Below are 19,229 nucleotides of genomic sequence, written 5' to 3' on the forward strand. Positions count from 1 at the left end.
ATGGTTTCGTCGAGCACCCGTTTCGTCACCAGTCTCCTCTTCGTCTTCGTCGTGACCACGGCCAGTGTCGTGGGGATCGTCGCCGGAACCGCGATAGCGGTGGCCACGGGAGACGACGACATCGACGGCTCGAGCGTGGGTACGCTGCTCGAGTCGACGACTCTGCCAGTCGACGATCTGGACGACGATCCGGACGACGATATCGAAGAGACGAACGAGACGGTCAACGAGACGACGGACTCGGACGAAAACGTAACTGACGGAAACGTAACCGACGGGAGTGAGAACACCACCGACGCCGTCGAAGACGAAACCGACGACACAGTCGACACCGACGAAAATCAAACCGACGACGTCGATGGGACGGCTGAATCCGACGAAACCGTGACCGACGATGGAGACGACGTGGTTGCAGACTCGAGTGACACGCTCGAAAACACGACTGACGGAACTACTGAGACAGTCGACGACACGACGGCCTCGACGGAGATGGTAGTCGAAACGACAGAAAACACTACCGAATCCGTCGAGGATACCACGAACGATACTACCGAAACCGTCGAGAACACGACTAACGAGACGGTCGACGCGATCGAGGACACCACGACCACCGACGCCGTAAACGAACTCGAGACCACGACTACGACCACGCTCTCGGGCACTTCCCTGCTCGAGACGCGACTCGACGCCGACGTGAGCGTCGACGCGTCCGCCGATGACGTGAAATTCGATGACGACGCAGACGAATCGCTCGAGGGTACTGGGACGGCGGTCGACGGGGAAAGTGACGGGACCGAAGCCACTGAGGGGGACGGGGATCGAAATGACGACGCCACGACCACCACCGACGATAGCGGGTCCGGATTCGGCTCCGCTTCGAGTCCCGAGACGCAACACGCCGTCAACGGTGTGCTCGTTGGGTTACTCGGGGCGGTAGCCGTGTCGGGAATGGGGGTTAGTGCTGGTGCCGGCGCGGGTGCCGGCGCCGGCGCCGGGACGAGCGCAACGAACGCCGTCGCCAGCTGGACCGGCAGCCAGCCTCGTCGATGGCTGGCCGCGCTCCGGAACGCCCTCCCGGTCGAGGCGCTGGCCCTGCTCCGGTACAGCCGGTACGACGACTCGGATCCGCTCGAGAACGATCACCGGCGAACCGTCTTCGACACGATCACCGAGGAGCCGGGACTGTACCTCTCGGCGCTCAGCGACCGGAGCGGCGTCGCCCTGTCGACCGTTCGCCACCACGTCCGGGTGCTCGAGGACGAGAACCTGCTCACCTCAGTCAAGGTCGGGGGCAAGCGACGCTACTTCCCGATCGAGGCGGACGGGGCAGACGGGATGGACGGAGTGGGCAGGACGGACGGGACGGACGGGGCCGACCACGAGCGATACGCCATCCTCGCCGAACCGGCCCGCCGACGAGTGCTCGAGGAGCTGGCCGCACTCGAGCACGCGTCCAACGGACGCCTCGCCGAGGCGCTCGACCTCGATCCGAGCACTGTCTCCCACCACCTCACGACGCTCGAAGAGGCGGGCTTCGTCGTCCGCGAGCGAGATGGCCGGGCCGTCCGCAATCGACTCTCCGAGGACGCCAGGTCGGCCCTGCTCGAGGCCGAAGGCGACGTCGACTCGAGCGACCCGGCGTCGGCTCCGGCTCCGGCGGACGACTGATCGCTCGACGACGACTGCGGACTGCCGCGTCGCGTGCTCGCGAACACGTACAGCGGCCGCGTCCGTCGGTTTCCCCGAAAGGGTTATCCGGGGCTCGGTCGTACCGGGGCCCAATGATCGTGCCTCGAGGACCGGGAGGTGAGACGCCGTGGAGCTGATTATCACGGAGAAGGACAACGCGGCGAGACGAATCGCGGAGATTCTGAGCGGCGAGTCCGCCGACGCGACCCGCGAGAACGGCGTGAACGTCTACGAGTGGGGCGGCAAGCGCTGCGTCGGGCTGTCGGGCCACGTCGTCGGCGTCGACTTCCCGCCGGAATACTCGGACTGGCGGGACGTCGAGCCCGTCGAACTCGTCGACGCCTCGATCGAGAAGACGCCCACGAAGGAGAACATCGTCGCGACGCTTCGCATCCTGGCCCGCCAGGCCGGCCGCGTGACCATCGCGACCGACTACGACCGCGAGGGCGAACTCATCGGCAAGGAGGCCTACGAAATCGTTCGCGAGGTCAACGAAGAGGTGCCGATCGACCGCGTTCGCTTCTCTTCGATCACCGAAAACGAAGTCCAGAGCGCCTTCGCCGAACCCGACGAGATCGACTTCGACCTCGCGGCGGCGGGCGAGGCGCGCCAGATCATCGACCTGGTCTGGGGAGCCGCGCTCACCCGGTTTCTCTCGCTGTCGTCGGGCCAGCTCGGCAACGACTTCATCTCCGTCGGCCGGGTCCAGAGCCCCACCCTCAAGCTGATCGTCGACCGCGAGCGCGAGATCGAAGCCTTCGACCCCGAGACCTACTGGGAGCTATTCGCCGACCTGATCAAGAACGACGATCCGTTCGAGGCCCAGTACTTCTACCTCGACGAGGACGACAACGAGGCCGAGCGTGTCTGGGAGGAATCGGCGGCAGAGGGCGCCTACGAGACGCTCTCGAGCGCCAGTTCCGCGACGGTCACGTCGGTCAACGCGCGGACGCGGACGGACACGCCGCCGGCACCGTTCAACACGACCCAGTTCATCCGGGCGGCGAGCGCTATCGGCTTCTCTGCGAAGCGGGCCATGTCCATCGCAGAAGACCTCTACACCGCCGGGTACATCACCTATCCGCGGACTGACAACACGGTCTACCCCGACGACCTCGAGGCCGAGGAGTTGCTCGACTCGTTCGTCGGTCACCCCGTTCTGGGCGAGTCCGCCGAGGACCTGCTCGAGGGCGACGGCGACCTCGTGCCCACGGAGGGTGACGAGGAGACGACCGACCACCCGCCCATTCACCCGACCGGCGAGATTCCAGCCCGCGGCGGAGACGTCGACGAGGACGAGTGGCGAGTCTACGAACTGGTCGTCCGCCGCTACTACGCGACGGTCGCCGAGCCGGCGATCTGGGAGCACCTCAAGGTGGTCGCCGAGGCCGGCGGCTGCCAACTCAAGGCTAACGGCAAGCGCCTCGTCGAAGCGGGCTACCACGACGTCTACCCGTACTTCAACACCTCCGAGAACTACGTCCCGGCCGTCGAGGAGGGCGAGGAACTCGCCATCGGCGACGTCGAACTCGAGGAGAAGGAGACCCAGCCGCCGCGGCGATACGGCCAGTCGCGGCTCATCGAGACCATGGAGGACCTCGGCATCGGGACGAAGAGTACCCGGCACAACACCCTCGAGAAGCTCTATGACCGGGGCTACATCGAGAACGACCCGCCGCGACCGACCCAGCTCGCGATGGCAGTCGTCGACGCCGCGGAGAACTACGCCGACCGCGTCGTCAGCGAGGAGATGACGGCCCAGCTCGAGGCCGACATGGACGCCATCGCGACGGGCGAGGCCACGCTCGAAGACGTCACGGACGAATCCCGCGAGATGCTCGAAGCCGTCTTCGAGCAGCTGCGGGCCTCCCGCGACGAGGTTGGCGATCACCTCCGCAAGTCATTGAAGGCGGACAAGCGACTGGGCCCGTGCCCCGACTGCGGTGAGGACCTGCTCGTTCGCCGGAGCCGCTACGGCTCGTACTTCGTCGGCTGCGACGGGTACCCCGACTGCGAGTTCACCTTGCCGCTCCCCTCGACGGGCAAGCCCCTGATCCTCGAGGAGACCTGCGACGAGCACGACCTCCACGAGGTGAAGATGCTCGCCGGGCGACAGACGTTCGTTCACGGCTGCCCGCTCTGTAAGGCCGAAGAGGCCGGCGAAGGGCCGGTGCTGGGAACGTGTCCCGACTGCGGTGATGAACACGGCGGCGAACTCGCGATCAAGACGCTTCAGAACGGCTCGCGGCTGGTCGGCTGTACCCGCTACCCCGATTGTGAGTACTCACTACCCCTCCCGCGCCGGGGGGACATCGAGGTCACCGACGAGCGCTGTGACGAACACGACCTGCCCGAACTCGTCGTCCACAACGGCGACGAGCCCTGGGAACTGGGCTGTCCCATCTGTAACTACCGCGAGTTCCAGGCTCGAGAGGCCGAGAGCGGATCGGCCCTCGAGTCGATCGAGGGAATCGGCGCCAAGACCGTCGAGAAACTCACCGCGGCCGGGATCGAATCGATCGACGACCTGCTCGAGGCCGATCCGGAGTCGCTCGCCAGTGCGGTCGAGGGCGTGAGCGAAGATCGTGTCCGGACCTGGCAGACGGCGGCCTGAGACGTTCGCCGAGAGTCGGCAGGTGCGGCCCCGGAACTCGAGATCGAATCGACGCGACCGTCCGAGCTCAGTAGTGTCCCATCACGCCGAGCCGCCGGGCCCGCCGAACCAGGAGGTGAAAGACTGCGTAGCCGACCAGCAGATAGGCCACGCCGTTGAGCACGAGGGCCACCAGCTCGAGCCCGGACATCGCCCAGAGAGGGACACCGTCGATCATCGCTCGGTAGAGCAGGTCGCTCCCGAGGCTGAAGGGGACGATCACCAGTACGGTCGAGTCCAGCGCGCCAGGGGCGGCAATCAGGCCGATGAAGGCGAACTGGAGGAGCTGCTGGACGTTCTCGATCCGCTTGTACAGCAGGGAGAGTCCGGCGAAGAGAAAGCCCAGCCCGATCGCCGGGAGGATCGTGACGAGCACGAGCGGGACGATCGTCAGCGGGTCGACGGTGAGCGTCCGGTCGGTCGTCAGCAGCATGATCGCGAGCAGAGCGATGGCAATGGCGATGCTGAAGACCACGTTGAAGAGCGTCTTCGCGAGCAATACCCGGCCAATCCCGAACGGCGACATGAACAGCTGCTCGAGGGTGCCCCACTGGGCTTCCCGCATCACGTTACCGGCGACGTCGAAGTAGGCGGCCGTCACCGCGAGAAAGAGGAAGAAACCGACGACGAGTCCGTCGAGGGTGCCGTCGAAGGCGGGGCCGGCGGCGGCCTGCCCGCCGAAGAAAATCACGGCGAAAAACAGGTAGAAGCCGACCAGCATCATCGTCGTGTTGATCCAGTATCGGCGCAAGAGGATGAGCTGTTTCTCGAAGATGGCTCTCGTCAGTCCGATGTAGCCAGCTCGCCCGCTCATCGTGCCCCTCCGTCGTCGACCGGTACGTCCCCACTCGGTGTGGCGCTCCGCTGGTGGCCGGCGTCGACGCCGTTGCGGCCGTACTCGCCATCGTCGTCGCCATCGTCACCACTCGCTTCGCCAGTCACCTCGAGGAAGACGTCCGCGAGGTCGGGCTCGACGGTCTCGACGCCGAGGAACGTACAGTTCGTCCGTTCGAGAACGGCCACGAGGTCGTAGAACGCGTCGTCCTGGAGCGCCACCTCGAACGACTGCTCCGGGCCGCGTTCGGTCCACTCGTCGACGCCGAACCGTTCCGCGAGGGTCCGCTTCGCCGCGTCCGGTACCGGGGCCTCGAGCGTGAACCGGTAGGAGCGAGACTGAAACACGTTGACCAGTTCGTCGACCGTCCCGTCGGCCACGATCCGGCCGTCGTTCACGATGATCACCCGATCACAGACGGCCTCGATCACGTCCATGTCGTGACTCGAGAGGACGACCGTTCGGGACTCCCGTTCGACGAGGTCGCGGAGCTGGCGGCGCAACTCGAGGGAATGCTCGACGTCGAGACCCAGCGTCGGCTCGTCGAGGAACGCGATCGGGGTGTCCCGAATCAGAGTGCAGGCGAGCGATACCTGCTGTTTCATCCCGCGAGAGAGTTCGTTGACCGTGGTGTCCGCTTTCGCGGTGAGCCCGACTTGCTCGATGAGGGCGTCAATCCGGTCGGCGTCGGCCGGTCGATCGGCCAGGCGGGCGAAAAAGCGGAGGTTCTCCCGGACGGTGAGCCGCCAGTAACTGTTTCGCGCGCCCTCGAGCATGGCGCTGACCGAACGATAGCTTGCGCGCGGGTCGTCGATGGGATCGGTGCCGTCGAGACGAACCGTCCCCGAGTCGGGGATGATCAGCCCCAGCAAGAGCTTGATGATGGTGGTCTTGCCGGCCCCGTTCGGTCCCAGCAGGCCGACGACAGTTCCGCGCTCGATTTCGAGGTCGATCTCGTTGACGGCCCTGACAGCGGCGTCGCCATCGCCGTACGTCTTCGTGAGGCCGGTCGCCGAGAGAATCGGCTCGCTCGACCGGGAATCGGCCGTCGGTTCGTCGCTCGAGGATCGACTCGCTCGAGAGTCGTGATCGGCTCCCGGCGAGGGCTCGAGACGGCCAGATGATTGGTTCATTGACAGCATCTCCGTCGCCGATTGTCGTAACTATTTCCCGAAGTCGTTCCGGAGGGATTGCAGCCATCGCGGCTCCGTCGGGCGGGCCGATGTCGCACACCAGACCGCTGGCAATCTGCGGACAATCGCGTTCCCCGCGCGGAATCGGCCGTCGATCACGTTCGCAGCGCGGAGTCGACCACCGTTCTTTGGCCGTCGATGGCGCCACCGGGAGGTGAATCCAAAATATATTGGCCATTGAGTTTTGAGGAATGCCGATAATGAGAGGATTGCAGGGAATCAGAGACGCACGGTGTGTCACCATCCTTCGCTGCTCGCGCTGAAAGCGGTTCTATCGACGGCTTCGTTCGCTAGAATCGGTTCAATCGATGATGCGAACGGGAACGGCGGTGCTCGCGGGTGAGAACCGCTCGACTCTACTGGAAACGAATCTCGGCAGGAACTCTCGAGATTGTCGATAATCATCAAATTATTGATCAGTGGTCGCGAGATTTATCAACTAGAGCCACCATTTGTGACGCGTGCCTGCAATCGAAGACGAGAACGGGGTGATTCTTCCGTGAGCGACGAACCCGAGGTTCTCGTCGTCGACGACGAGTCTCGTCTCGCGGATCTCTTTGCGGCCTGGCTTGGAGCGGACCGTCCCGTCGCCACCGCCTACGACGGCGAGGAAGCCCTCGAGAAGATGACCGACTCTGTCGAGGTCGTGCTCCTCGACCGTCGCATGCCGGGGCTCTCCGGCGACGAAGTCCTCCAGCACATCCGTAACGATGGATACGACTGTCGCGTCGTGATGGTCACGGCCGTCGACCCCGACTTCGACATCATCGAGATGGGCTTCGACGACTATCTGGTCAAGCCGGTCTCGAAGGACGAACTCCTCGAGATGGTCCAGGAGGTATCGACCCGATCCGAGTACAAGACCGACATCCAGGAGTACTACGCCCTGGTCTCGAAGAAAGCGCTCCTCGAGTCCGAGAAGGCCGACCGCGAACTCACAGATCACGAGGAGTACCAGGAACTCACAAATCGTGTCGAGACGCTCCGGGATCAGGTCGACGAGACGATTTCCGGAATGTCCACCCACGACGACTTCGTCGGCGCGTTCCAGGACCTCCAGACCGAAAACTGAGCGTGTCACTTCTGCTTTCAGACCGAAATCCGAACGGTTACTCCTCGACCGCGAACTCGAACTCGAACCTCGCGCCACCCTCCTCGCTCTCGACCGCGCTGACCGACCAGCCGTGGCCGTGGGCGACCTCCCTGACGACCCAGAGGCCGAGACCGATTCCCTCCGAACCGGTCGACACGGACGAGTCGAAGACCTCGTTGCGGATCGATTCGGGTATCCCGTGGCCGTCGTCGGCGACGTAGAAGCCATCGACTGCGCCGTCGCGCTCGAGTCGGCCGACACTGATCGTGAGCGGACTCGCATCGTCGGTCGACCCGTGTTCGATCGCGTTACGAAACAGGTTCTCGAGCAACCGGAGCATCGGCGACCGATCCGCCTCGAGCGTCACCGACGATTCGACGGTCAGGGTCGCGTTCTCGACGGTGACGTTCTCCCAGGCCTCCCTGGCGACAGTCTCGAGGTCGATCGGTTCGAGGTCGCTCGCCCACTCGCCTTCGCGCGCGACGGCGAGCACGTCGGCGATGATCGCCTCCATGCGCTCGAGTCCGTCGCGGACCTGCGCGAAATCGTCCGGGGCGCCCGTCTCCTCGGCGAGGGAGAGATACCCCTGCGCGACGCCGAGCGGGTTGCGAAGGTCGTGGCTGACGATCCGGGCGAACGCATCGAGACGCTCGTTTTGCTCGCGGAGTTTGCGTTCGCGTCGCTTTCGATCAGTGACGTCGCGAACTACCCCGACCGTGCCGCGGAAGGTGTCGTCGTCGCCGACGACCGCCGCCTGTGTCTCGCAGGGAATTCGCTCGCCGGCCTTCGTCTCGAGGATCGTCTCGAAGGTCGTCGCCGTCTCGTTCGAGTCGGGCAATCGTTCGAGGGGGTGTCGGGACGCACCGTCCTGGACCTGGCGTTCGTCGTCTGGCTCCTCGAACAGGAGTGAGTGGTGCTCCCCGAGGAGCCCTTCCCTGGTGTGGCCAGTCATCTCGACGAGCGCGTCGTTGACCGTCGTGAAGTGGCCGTCGGCGTCGACGACGTACATCCCGTCGCCGGCCGTCTCGACCAGTCGTTCGTACCGGCGAAGCGACTGCGTTTGCTGGGAGAGTTGGCCCCGGATCGCGATCGACTCGAGGGCGTAGGACGCGGTTTCGGCCACCGAATCGATCGCCTCGCGTTCGCGTTCGCTCAACGGGACGTCGGCGTAGACCACGAGGACGCCGTACCGATCGTCCTCGGTCGCCAGCGGGGCGACCGCAACGGAGGTCGCCCCGCGTTCGACGGCGACCTCTCCGAACGGAATCGCCGTTACCGTCGACAGTTCGTCGAGTCCGCGGCGGACGGTGGACGTTCGCGACCGGAGCACGTACTCGAGCAGCGGGTGCGAGCCGTCCCCGATCGAAAACGTTCGCTGGAGCGGCCAGTCGACGGCCGCGCCGGTGGGTATCCAGGGAAGAATCGCCCGCTCGCCGGGGTCGTACTCGCCGACCCAGGCGAACAGGTAGCGGTCGCGGGTCGTAAACGGCTCTCGAATCGCCCGCTCGATCTCGCTCGCGGTCCGGGCGTCCGCGAGGCGGCGTTTCACACGATTGGTGACGAGCGCGACCTGGGCGGCGCCGTCCTTGAGGTGTGCCGCGACCGCACTGGTGAGCGCATCTGGTTGCTCGAACGTCGGCAGGTCGGTGGTGTCGTCGACGCCCTCGAGGTGATCGTCGTCGTGATCGCCGCCCTCCGGAGCGTCGACCCCGTCGCGGTAGCCGAACACGGGCGTCCCCGGCCACCGCGTCTCGACGGTCTCGAGCAGCGACGGCACCTGGGAGACGGTCTCCACGTCGAGGACGACGACGCCGACCCGTTCGTGCTCGAGTCGCTCGATTGCGGCGGCGTTCGTCCGGGCGAGCACGACGTTGACGCTCGCGTCGGCGAGCGCTCGAGTGAGGGCGGCTCGCGTTTCCAGATCGCCGCTCACACAGAGCACGCGAGGGCGGTCTCGAGCTGATTGGGTATCGACGGTCATTCGAGAGGAGCTCCTGCGCTCGATGTGAGACTGGTATCGACGGCGAACGGGGCTGGCCGGGCGCTACTGGCGGGACTCCTCACGGTGTTGGTACCTCGTGCGTCACGATACTAAATTGCTCTTGCGGTGACGTCTCGATGCGAGCGAGGAACCGTCGAAAACCGTGGCAACTTTGCGCCGCCGCCACGGAACGACGTACGAATGCGCCAGGCCCACCCCATAGAGCAGGCCGTCGGCATCGAGCACTACGTCTCCGAGACCGACGGCATCGGCGGTCGCCTCCGCGACCGCGACGAGCACTTCCGGGTCCGCGAACTCGAGCGGTTCCCCACGGAGCCGGTCGACGCCTCGACCGACGCCTACCCGCACCTGGTCTTCCGGGCGACGCTCCGTGGCTGGGACACGAACGACTTCGCGCGACGGCTCTCGAACGAACTCGGCGTCTCCCGCGAGCGGGTGTCCTGGGCGGGAACCAAGGACAAGCGGGCGATCACGACGCAGCTGTTCTCGGTCTACGGCGCCGACCCCGCGGACCTCCCCGACCCCAACCGCGCCGACATCGACGTGCTGGGCCGGGCCGGGCGCTCCCTCGAGTTCGGCGACCTGGCGGGCAACGCGTTCGAACTGGTCGTGAGCGACCCGGACGAAGGCGCGCTCGAGCGAGTCGAGGCGATCACGGACGAGTTGGCGGCGTTTGCGGGGCTCGAGGGCGAGAACGGGGGTGGAGTTGGGAGCGACGACAGTGAGCCAACCATCGGCGTCCCCAACGTCTTCGGCCAGCAACGCTTCGGGAGCAAGCGACCCATTACCCACGAGGTCGGCCTCGAAATCGTCCGCGGTGACTGGGAGGGTGCCGTCATGGCCTACCTCGGCCGACCGACGGAGGCGGAACCCGAGGACACCCAGTCCGCGCGGGCGTTCGTCGAGGAGACTCGCGACTGGCAGGAGGCGCTCGAGCGCTTTCCGAATCGCCTCCAGTACGAGCGCTCGATGCTCCACGAGCTCGCTGAAGGCGGCGATGACGGGAGCGGGGAGGGCGAGAGCGGAGACGTTGAGAGCGGAGACGGCGACGGCAGCGAGAACCCGTCCCCCGAGACGTTCCGAAACGCCCTCGAGCGACTCCCTTCGAACCTCCAGCGGCTGTTCGTCCACGCCGCCCAGTCGTTCGTCTTCAACCGCATCCTGAGCGAGCGGCTCGCGGCCGGCCTCCCGTTCGACTGTCCGGTCGCCGGCGACGTCGTCTGTTTCGCCGATCGCGACGCGCCGGAGGGCCTCGAGTTGCCCGACGTCGACCGCAGTCAACGCGTCGACGAGCGCCGGGTGCGGTCGGTGACTCGCCACTGCGAGCGCGGCCGGGCGTTCGTCACCGCGCCGCTGGTCGGTACCGAGACGACGCTGGCCGACGGAGAACCGGGCGAGATCGAACGACAGGTGCTCGCGGATCTCGACCTCGAGCCCGCGGATTTCGAGTTACCTGGGGAGTTCGATTCGACCGGAACCAGGCGAGCGATCCTCGTTCGGACGCCGCTCACCGTCGACGCGGGTCCGCTGACGTTCTCGTTCTCGCTCCCGAAAGGCTCGTACGCGACGGTCGTGATGCGCGAGTACCTCAAGAGCGACCCGCTCGCACTCGGGTGAGATTGGTCTCACCAGGCCGGCTTACGGCTCACTACTCGTGACTCGCGCCTCGCGACTCGTGAACCGGCGTCCAGGCACCCTCGAGGACGAGCCCTCAGACCTCGTCGTCGGGATCGTGTGCCGCTTCCATCCGTTTCGCCTCGGCGGCGTACCGTTCCTGCAGTTCGGACTCCTCGACGGTGCCGAGGTCGTCGACCGAGACGTCTTTAGCGGCCGTCACCGCACCCAGCGCCTGCGAGGCGATTTCCTTTCGGTAGACCCGGTTCCCCTCGAGCGTCGCGTACTTGAGAATCACGAGGTCGCGATCGGTGTAGCCGCGTTCGACGAGCCACGCGCGTACGTCGCCGGACTCTGGTGGCATGCGTCCGTACACGAGGCGGTTACTGATACCTGTTCCCCTGTCCCCTGACAGCGCCGGTGGAGACAGTACCCGCGACTCGCGCCAGAGCCGACCCCCCGGGCCGATGATCCGCTCTGGACACCGTTACGGTCCCAGCCTCGAAACACCGCAGTTTTAGGCGCTCGACGGCAATCACGTCCATGGAGTGTCGCCACTGCGGATCGCCCCTCGAGAAACCCGGCGACTTCTGTCTCGTCTGTCGCACCGGGAACACCGACACGGTGGTCCTCGAGGCCGCTCGCGACCGGGCGACGCTGACGATGCTCGACGACGAGACGCGGCTGGGAGAGACGACGATCACGACGGCGCCCGAGGAGGGCGACCTCGAGGTCGTCGAGTTCAGAAACTTCGCGAGCCTGCTCGGGGACGAACTCCGCCGAAAGCGCCCCGAAGAGGTCTACGCCGCGGGCGATCGGGACGTGATCCAGGCGGTTCGCGAGGACACTCACTACGCGTTCTACCGGGTCGAGGACGACGACCCCGTCGCGGCCGTCCTCGAGCGACGCGGCGACCGGGCGCTCGACGTGGTCGAGACGGCGCCGGCGGACAAACTCGGCGGGAGCCACACGACCCTCATCGGCGGACGGACGGGCATGCGAGCGATCCAGACCGTCGCGGGCCACCCCCACGTCAAGAAGGTGATCCCCGGTCCCATCGACGCCGGCGGCACCGGCTCGCAGTCGGGGCTCCGGGCGAAGGTCACGCGGGCGGACGACGGCGGCAACGTCCGCATGCTCCTGCGCGACGGCTCGAGCGTCCAGGAGAACCGGATCGTGACGACGGCCCGCGACCGCGAACTGGGCGAGGTCGTCCGCGAGGATCTAAACGAGGCGTTGCTCGAGGCGGGCTTGCGCGAGGAGTGACGGGCTGTGCGGCTCGAGGGGATTCGAGGCGACCCTTCGCTTCGCATGAGTGTTGTATGGTAACATATAACATTCTCCATCACGTAGCGAGTCAGAGTGCCCGTACCGACGTTCCGTCGTCGAGGGAGGTGGCGCCGTGGCGGGCGCAAGATAGGAGAGGATCATGACAACGACAGAAGCGAGAACACCGACACTGTGGAAGCCGAATCGTACGACAGCGTTCCGTCGGGACGCTGTTCCGAGGGGACGGGATGGCCGAACATAATCTCGTCGTGTACGTCGACCGCTCGGCGGTACGGGAGGGGGCGATGGACGACCTCGAGCCAGCGATGGCGGAGCTGGCCGACTTCGTCGAGGCGAACGTTCCGGATATTCTGGCCTACAACGTCTACTTCAGCGGGGACGAAGAGCAGATGACGGTAATTCACGTGCACGACGACCAGAGTTCGCTAGAGCGACACATGGAGGTCGCCGGACCGAAGTTCCCGCCGATCGGGGAGTTCGTGGACATGGAATCGATCGACGTGTACGGCTACCTGGACGACGAACTCGTCCGCCAGCTACGAGCGAAGGCCTCGGAGCTCGGGAACGGACGGGTGTCGGTCCACGACGTTCACCGCGGCGTCGGTCGCATTATTGACGAGAGCGTTTGACGGAACGTCCAAGAACGGCCACCTCGAGAGATCGAGACGAAAGGACGAATCAGACCGGACTGAAGCAGACCTTCCGTGAAAGACGACGAGCCCAACTCAACACCTTTATCAGAACGAGGTGGGTAGAAACCGATACTATGGCCGAAAAGAAGCGAGGCAAGGTCGGGAGTGCCGGCCGATTCGGAGCGCGATACGGACGCGTCGCTCGACGACGCGTCTCGGAGATCGAACACGACATGCAGTCCTCGAAGGTCGACGGCGACGACGTCAAACGCCTCGGCCCCGGCATCTGGGAGAACGAGGAGACCGGCGAGGTCTTCACCGGCGGCGCCTACCGTCCCCAGACCCCGGCCGGCGAAACCGTCCGTCGCTCGATCCGGGCCGCACTCGGCGAGGACTCCGACGAGTAGTCCGACAACCCAGACCACACCACCTCACATGAGTTACAAGTGCTCCCGCTGCAAACGCGACGTACAGCTCGACGAGTACGGGGGCGTCCGCTGTCCCTACTGCGGCCACCGCGTACTCCTCAAAGAGCGCAGTCGAGACGTCAAGACCGTCGACGTCAACTAGGCATTTTCCGGTGTTTCCCCACGACGCCACCCTCGAGTTCGAGTACGAGTCGCCGACTCGAGCGACGACCGTCGCCGAGGCCGTCGCCCGCGAGGTCGGCGAGATCGACGACGACCGTTCGCGGACGACGATCGACTGCGACGCGGAGACGGTGGCGGTTTCGATCCTCGCCCGTGACCTGACGGCGCTCCGCGCGGCGCTCAACACCTGGTTCTCGCTGGTCGACGTCGCGGAGCGAGCGACGATAGTCGGGGAGCGATACCGGTACCAGAGCCGGAGCCTCGAGACGATCGAGGCGGACGAGACGGATCGTTCGGGTGGCGACGACAGCCACGACAGCCACGACGGCGATGGCTGACGACGCCACCTGCTCACCGTTCGAGCCGTCCCCGAACGAAGACTCGACGGCCCAACCCATCGATACCTGGCAGTTGACGCCGACGAACTCGAGACTTCTCCGCGCGTTGCTGTACGCCTCCTGGACTATTTCGGGCGGGTTCGTCGTCTTGCTCTCCGCGCTCGCCGCGTTTTCTCGCTCTCGAGGCAGTGGTTCCTTCGCGCGCAGGTTCGACGCCAGTGCTGGCAGTCGGTGTGGTCCTAATCGCCGCCTTCGTCGTCACCCTCTCCGGATTTGGCTGGCTCCTCGCGCGACTCGTTCGCTGGAAACACAGCCGGACCTTCCTCCGACTTCGCGCGCCGGAACCGAGCGATCCGACCCGATCCGTCGTCGAGCACGCGCCGATCCGATCGCTCGTCGCGTTCGCCGGCGCTGGCGCCGTGATCCACGCTGGCGGCTTCGGACTCGTGCTCGGTCTCGAGCGATCCTCGTTCTGGTACCTGCTCCCCGTCGGCGGTGTGTATGCGACCTTCGTCGCCGTTCGCTGGTGGCTGCCAACCGCCGGTCGCCTCACCGACGACGTGCTCGTCGTGACGTCGTTTCCCCACGAGAGGGCTGTCGGCAGTCGCTGGTTCGGTGCGCTCGAGACGACGCTCGAGGCCGATCGTGCATCCATTCAGCGCGTTCGGGCGCGGTCGCTCGGCGAGACGACGCTCGTGTGGCTCGACCATGATCGATCCGCATCCGTCGTCGCGGCCGTCCCACCGTCCGTTCGCGACCGTCTCGAGGGGTGACGTGACTCCCGTCGAACGCGACGGCGGGAGGCGAATCGACTCACGAGACGCAAAGCTTGGCTTTATCAGTGCGGAGGGCAACCGTCGAGACATGCAAGGCAATCTGCCACCGGAGGCACAGGAGAAGATCGAACAGCTCCAGGACCTGCAAGAGACGGCCCAGACCGTCGCCGTCCAGAAGCAGGAAGCCGAATCCTCGCTCGACGACGCGCAGGCCGCCCTCGAGGAACTCGAGGACGTCGACGACGACACCACGATGTACCGCCAGGTCGGCGAACTGTTCGTCCAGACCGAGTACGACGAGGCCCAGGAGCAGCTCGAGGAGAAAACCGACACCCTCGAGATCCGCCTCGAGACCCTCGAGAAGCAAGAAGAGCGCGTCCAGACGCAGTTCGAGAGCCTGCAGGAAGAGCTGCAGAACTTGCTGGGCGGTGGCGGCATGGGCGGGCCCGCCGGTCCGGGCGGCCCGGGCGCCGGCGGCGCGTAGATGCCGGCGAGCGAGTCGGAACCGGACGACGAGACGGTCGTCCAGACCGCCTCAGACGCCGCCGAAGACGTCATCTTCTCGGCGTACAAGCAATCTTCCGTCCGTGATTACGACGTCACCGTCGTCTTCGAAGACGGCGTCCTCGAGGTGGACGTCTACCTGAACGTGCCGGACGACGCCGGCGAACGGAATCCCGATGCCGTTGCGGACGAGGCGGCCCTCGCTGCCCGGTCGGCGGTCGACGACCTGTTCGGCGAGTGACGGCGCCTCGGCCGGTTTTTGGCGTAGTAACCAGTGATGAACAGTAGTGACCGTTCGTCCAGATATGCGATTCGATAACACACTACCCCAACGGTTTTTACGGTACCCGTCGAGATTCGAGTCGAGACGAATGGAGACCCTTTCTTTTCACTGAACCGGGATTCTCGCTCGACGGGGCCGCTGCGGCGCGTTCGGCTCCCGTCCGTAGCGGCATCGGTCGATCGCTAGTCCATTGCTAATCGGTCGCAAGTCGCTCGCACGCTGATCCGCGACTCGTTCACGTCGAGAACCCCGGACTCGAGGAGGCCTCGAGCGGCGGCGCTCCTATTCGCGTAGATTGCGACGAATCCAGCGCCGCCGAACCGTTTCCGACCAGGTCTGAACGACCTGGTACCCACCATCGACACATGTCACGACCGAGTGCAAACCCGTCCACGAACCGCCCGCCAAAACCCGCCGTCGTCGCCCGCGAGCCGACGACGCCGATCGAAACGGCCGAAATTGAATCGCTCGCCCAAAGTGCTGGCTACGGCGTCGTCGACACGATTACCCAGTCCGGGCACCCCGATTCGGGGTCGTACCTCGGGGCGGGTCGGCTCGAAGACCTGGCCGAAACGGTCGCCTCGAGCGACGCGTCGACGGTCGTCGTCGACGACCGGCTCACCCCGGGTCAACACCACGCCATCGAATCGACGCTTCCCGACGAGACGAGCGTCCTGGATCGCTACCGACTCGTCCTCGACATCTTCGAGGCGGGGGCGAGTTCTCGCCGGGCGAGCCTCCAGGTCGAACTCGCCCAGCTTCGTTACGACCTGCCCCGACTGATCGCCGCGAGCGACGAGGGAATGTTCAACCGGTTTACCGAGAGCGGGACGCCGGTCTACGACGTCCGCGACCGAATCTCGCGACTCGAGCGTCGACTGTCCGAATGCCCGGATCCGGCCGAGCAGTTCCGCGAGCGTCGCCGCGAGGAGGGCTTCGACCTCGTGACCATCGCCGGCTACACGAACGCCGGGAAGTCGACGCTGTTGCACCGGCTGGCGGACGAGCTGTCGTTCGAGTCGTCCGGGTCTGCCGGCGTCGCTGATGACGACCCCCTCGACGGCTCGAACAAACACGCCACCGCCAGCGTCGCGGACCGTCTGTTCGAGACGCTCGAGACCACGACCCGCCGGGCCACGATTGGCGGCCGACCCGTGCTCGTCACGGACACTGTCGGCTACGTCGACGAGTTGCCACACGATCTCGTCGCGTCGTTCAGCGCGACCCTCTCGGAGGCAAGCGCGGCCGACGTCGTCGTCCTGGTGGTCGACGCGAGCGACGACCTCGAGACCGTCGAGGAACGGCTCCAGGTGTCCCTCGACGTCCTCGCCGAACAGGACGTCGACGCCGATCGGATCGTCACCGCGCTGAACAAGATCGATCGCCTCGAGTCCGGCGAACGGGAGGCTCGCGTCGCCCTCGCCACCGACGCGGGTCTGGACCCGACCCCGGTCAGCGTTCGCGAGGGGACGAACCTCGAGGCGCTTCGAGAACGCATCCAGGACTACCTGCCGACGGAACGCCTCCGCCTCGAGATGCCTACGGGTGACGAGGCGATGGCGCTGATCTCGCGAGCCTACGATCGGACGGCCGTCGAGGACGTCACGTACCGCGACGAGACGGTCGTCCTCGAGTGCACGGGCCGTCCGGCGGTTCTCGAACGGCTTCGGGGGGCCGCTGACCGGATGTAGCTACCCTCAGGGTTCCTTCCGGTCGCGTTCGCGCTCGCGCTCGTACGGCACCCGATCGAGCGTCTCGCGAAGCCCCGGGCGAATGTCGAACAGGTACCGCTCCCTGCTCCCATCGGGCCCCGGCTGGGTGTAGACCACCTTCTCGATGGAGACGCCCTCGGGGACGGTCTGGGTGACGACGACCGCGTCGAGCGCCAGGTCCGGCGGAATCTCGGCGTCGGTACCACACCAGCGCGAGGGGAGGTTCGCGGCGGGTGGGCGAAGGACGTTCGACCCCTGGTAGAGGAATCCGTCGTCGCCGACGAAACTGGTGTTCGAGCGTCCACGCCACGCGAGGGGCCGGTCACCGGTGTTGTGTGCGGTGAAAAATGCGGCCGTCACCCTCGTCCCGAACTCGAGGGGGTGCTCGAGGAGCCTTCCGAGGGCGACGCCGTCGACGAGGCCGACGAGCGACAGCGTCAGGAGCGAGCCGTCGACCGTCGGACCGATCGGTGGCGTGCCGTCTCGAGTCGTCGGGTCGTAGTACTCGACGTGTACGCCGTCCGGTGGGGCGTGCTGCTCGCCCGTGATCGTCTCGTAGGCACGCTTGATTCGCAGAAACCGCGCTCGAGAGCCACCCTGGTCGGGATGGTGCCGCTTGAGGAGGGCCCGATAGGCACGTCGGACCTCCTCGGTGTCGGCCTCCGGCGACACCCCGAGGACCTCGTAGTGGCTCTCCATATACCACACTGAAAGTCACTCGGTAAAAAGAGTGTTCCGTCCGCCGGATTGGCAGGACGGTCTCGTGAGATTTCAGTCTGTGAGGGACTCGAGGGATATCTGACCGGTGCTGTCGACGGTGACCTGGCGGCCACAGTACTGAAACTGCACGGTGACCTCGTTTTGCTGCCGGGTCGGTGACGTCGGTTCGAGCAACTGATCGAGCGCCTGCGGATCGATCGCCTCTTGAAGCGGCGGGTAGGTCGGTGGTGCGAGTTCCTCGACGGGTACGTTCTCCGCGTGAGCCACCGCCTCGACGACGGCGAGGCTAGGTGCTGTCTGAAACGGCGAAGCCATGGTGTCTTCCCCCGACCCCATACGTATTCCCACGTTCCCGAGTCCCTGTATTAAGCCTGTCCTTCCTCGCTGAGTCGCGCCTTCCGGCGACGGCGGTCGACCGTGGTCCACCCGATTCCAGTGAGCACGACGAGTCCGCCGACGACCGTCGCTACGTCGGGGATCTCACCGAGGAGGGCGAGCGCCAGCACGGTCGAGCCGACCGGTTCGCCGAGCCAGGCGACGCTCACGACGACCGACTCGAGGTACTTCAGTGCCCAGTTCGAGACGGTGTGGCCCAGGATACCGGGCCCGACGGCCATCGCGAGGAAGAGTGCCCACTCTCGAGGCGGGTAGGCGACGTAGTCGTGGCCCTGGACGCCGACGAGGACGAAGAGCGTGACCGCGCAGGCGGCGTAGACGACAGTGACGTAGGGAAACAGCGAGACGCGCTGACGGATCGAACGCCCTGCGAGGACGTAGCCGGCGACCGTCACCGCGCCGAAGAGCGCGAGCGCGTTCCCGTAGAGTGTCGCGTCCGCGACCGGGGCCTGCCCGGCGTCGCCGAACGACATGACGGCCGCGCCGGCGATGGCGACGACGATGCCGACGACCGTCGTTCTCGTCACCCGTTCGTGCAGGACGAGCGCGGCGCCGGCGGCGACGAACAGCGGCTGAGTCTGGACGAGCGTGACGCTAGCGGCCACGCTCGTGTACGACAGGCTCTCGAACCACGACGCGAAGTGGGCCGCGAGGGCGACCCCCGCGACGGTCGCGCCGAGGAGGTCACGTCTCGAGAGCCGATCGAACTCCTCGCGGTGGAATCCCAGCGCGATCGGGGCGACGATCGCCGTCGTGAACAGCACGCGGTAAAACGCCGCGACCGAACTCGGGGCGGCGCTCCAGCGGATCAAGATTGCGCTCGTGCTCGCCGCGAGGACGGCGAACGCGAGCGCAGCCCCCGGGACGACCTCGAGGTCGCCGCCGTCGCAGACGTCTGGAATCACGTGA

General features: G+C 66.0%; 19 protein-coding genes and 1 pseudogene. 13 read left to right on the top strand and 7 right to left on the bottom strand.

What is annotated here, in order from left to right; genetic code table 11:
• On the top strand, nt 1–1,668 hold the full coding sequence (locus tag J1N60_RS16455) for a winged helix-turn-helix transcriptional regulator (protein ID WP_312909038.1): 1,668 nt from the start codon (nt 1–3) through the stop codon (nt 1,666–1,668).
• A 148-nt stretch (nt 1,669–1,816) separates the two neighbouring features.
• Nucleotides 1,817–4,303: a DNA topoisomerase I gene (locus J1N60_RS16460; protein ID WP_312909039.1), complete on the top strand. Its 2,487-nt coding sequence runs from the start codon at nt 1,817–1,819 to the stop codon at nt 4,301–4,303.
• 67 nt (nt 4,304–4,370) lie between these two features.
• On the opposite strand, the gene J1N60_RS16465 is transcribed toward J1N60_RS16460, so the two are convergent.
• Together J1N60_RS16465 and J1N60_RS16470 are read right to left on the bottom strand one after the other, a co-directional pair.
• Entirely contained in the window at nt 4,371–5,156 is a 786-nt protein-coding gene (locus tag J1N60_RS16465) for an ABC transporter permease (protein ID WP_312909040.1), read from the bottom strand.
• Nucleotides 5,153–6,310: an ABC transporter ATP-binding protein gene (locus J1N60_RS16470; RefSeq protein WP_312909041.1), complete on the bottom strand. Its 1,158-nt coding sequence runs from the start codon at nt 6,308–6,310 to the stop codon at nt 5,153–5,155. Before J1N60_RS16470 ends, J1N60_RS16465 begins: the two co-directional genes overlap by 4 nt.
• Before the next feature lie 559 nt (nt 6,311–6,869).
• Between J1N60_RS16470 and J1N60_RS16475 the strand changes: the two genes are divergently transcribed.
• On the top strand, nt 6,870–7,442 hold the full coding sequence (locus J1N60_RS16475) for a response regulator transcription factor (RefSeq protein WP_312909042.1): 573 nt from the start codon (nt 6,870–6,872) through the stop codon (nt 7,440–7,442).
• A 37-nt stretch (nt 7,443–7,479) separates the two neighbouring features.
• Here the strand turns inward: J1N60_RS16475 and J1N60_RS16480 are convergent, their stop codons facing one another.
• On the bottom strand, nt 7,480–9,444 hold the full coding sequence (locus J1N60_RS16480) for a PAS domain S-box protein (protein WP_312909043.1): 1,965 nt from the start codon (nt 9,442–9,444) through the stop codon (nt 7,480–7,482).
• Nucleotides 9,445–9,645: 201 nt separating this feature from the next.
• Between J1N60_RS16480 and truD the strand changes: the two genes are divergently transcribed.
• Nucleotides 9,646–11,082 (top strand): tRNA pseudouridine(13) synthase TruD, encoded by a 1,437-nt coding sequence (gene truD / locus J1N60_RS16485; RefSeq protein WP_312909044.1) that lies wholly within the window; start codon nt 9,646–9,648, stop codon nt 11,080–11,082.
• A 94-nt stretch (nt 11,083–11,176) separates the two neighbouring features.
• Here truD and J1N60_RS16490 read toward each other — a convergent pair whose 3' ends face one another.
• A complete protein-coding gene (locus tag J1N60_RS16490) occupies nt 11,177–11,443 on the bottom strand; it encodes a DUF7967 family protein (RefSeq protein WP_312909045.1) in 267 nt (88 codons plus the stop codon).
• A 179-nt stretch (nt 11,444–11,622) separates the two neighbouring features.
• Here J1N60_RS16490 and J1N60_RS16495 point away from each other — a divergent pair, with 179 nt between their 5' ends.
• From J1N60_RS16495 to hflX, 9 genes and pseudogenes are all read left to right on the top strand, one after another.
• On the top strand, nt 11,623–12,345 hold the full coding sequence (locus tag J1N60_RS16495; protein WP_312909046.1) for a DUF2103 domain-containing protein: 723 nt from the start codon (nt 11,623–11,625) through the stop codon (nt 12,343–12,345).
• A 251-nt stretch (nt 12,346–12,596) separates the two neighbouring features.
• Nucleotides 12,597–12,998 (top strand): hypothetical protein, encoded by a 402-nt coding sequence (locus J1N60_RS16500; protein ID WP_312909047.1) that lies wholly within the window; start codon nt 12,597–12,599, stop codon nt 12,996–12,998.
• A 137-nt stretch (nt 12,999–13,135) separates the two neighbouring features.
• Nucleotides 13,136–13,408, top strand: a complete 273-nt coding sequence (locus tag J1N60_RS16505; protein WP_312909048.1) for an eL43 family ribosomal protein — start codon at nt 13,136–13,138, stop codon at nt 13,406–13,408.
• 28 nt (nt 13,409–13,436) lie between these two features.
• Nucleotides 13,437–13,571, top strand: a complete 135-nt coding sequence (locus J1N60_RS16510) for a DNA-directed RNA polymerase subunit P (protein WP_252700721.1) — start codon at nt 13,437–13,439, stop codon at nt 13,569–13,571.
• A gap of 10 nt (nt 13,572–13,581) precedes the next feature.
• Nucleotides 13,582–13,827, top strand: a pseudogene (locus J1N60_RS16515) (KEOPS complex subunit Pcc1); the annotation flags it as partial.
• 335 nt (nt 13,828–14,162) lie between these two features.
• Nucleotides 14,163–14,702: a hypothetical protein gene (locus tag J1N60_RS16520; protein WP_312909049.1), complete on the top strand. Its 540-nt coding sequence runs from the start codon at nt 14,163–14,165 to the stop codon at nt 14,700–14,702.
• A gap of 91 nt (nt 14,703–14,793) precedes the next feature.
• A complete protein-coding gene (locus J1N60_RS16525; protein WP_312909050.1) occupies nt 14,794–15,189 on the top strand; it encodes a prefoldin subunit beta in 396 nt (131 codons plus the stop codon).
• Nucleotides 15,190–15,450, top strand: a complete 261-nt coding sequence (locus J1N60_RS16530) for a DUF3194 domain-containing protein (RefSeq protein ID WP_312909051.1) — start codon at nt 15,190–15,192, stop codon at nt 15,448–15,450.
• Nucleotides 15,451–15,857: 407 nt separating this feature from the next.
• On the top strand, nt 15,858–17,183 hold the full coding sequence (gene hflX, locus J1N60_RS16535) for a GTPase HflX (protein ID WP_312909052.1): 1,326 nt from the start codon (nt 15,858–15,860) through the stop codon (nt 17,181–17,183).
• Nucleotides 17,184–17,189: 6 nt separating this feature from the next.
• Here hflX and J1N60_RS16540 read toward each other — a convergent pair whose 3' ends face one another.
• The 3 genes from J1N60_RS16540 to J1N60_RS16550 all read right to left on the bottom strand — a co-directional run bounded on the left by J1N60_RS16540 (nt 17,190) and on the right by J1N60_RS16550 (nt 19,225).
• Complete coding sequence (locus J1N60_RS16540; RefSeq protein ID WP_312909053.1) at nt 17,190–17,903, bottom strand: J domain-containing protein; 714 nt, start codon at nt 17,901–17,903, stop codon at nt 17,190–17,192.
• Between the two features lie 72 nt (nt 17,904–17,975).
• Nucleotides 17,976–18,260 carry a HalOD1 output domain-containing protein gene (locus J1N60_RS16545; RefSeq protein WP_312909054.1) on the bottom strand — a complete coding sequence of 95 codons (285 nt, stop codon included), beginning with the start codon at nt 18,258–18,260 and terminating at the stop codon, nt 17,976–17,978.
• Nucleotides 18,261–18,289: 29 nt separating this feature from the next.
• Nucleotides 18,290–19,225: a DMT family transporter gene (locus tag J1N60_RS16550; RefSeq protein ID WP_312909055.1), complete on the bottom strand. Its 936-nt coding sequence runs from the start codon at nt 19,223–19,225 to the stop codon at nt 18,290–18,292.
• Nucleotides 19,226–19,229: the final 4 nt, after the last annotated feature.

It is taken from the genome of Natronosalvus caseinilyticus (assembly GCF_017357105.1).
GTDB classification, from domain to species: Archaea; Halobacteriota; Halobacteria; order Halobacteriales; family Natrialbaceae; genus Natronosalvus; species Natronosalvus caseinilyticus.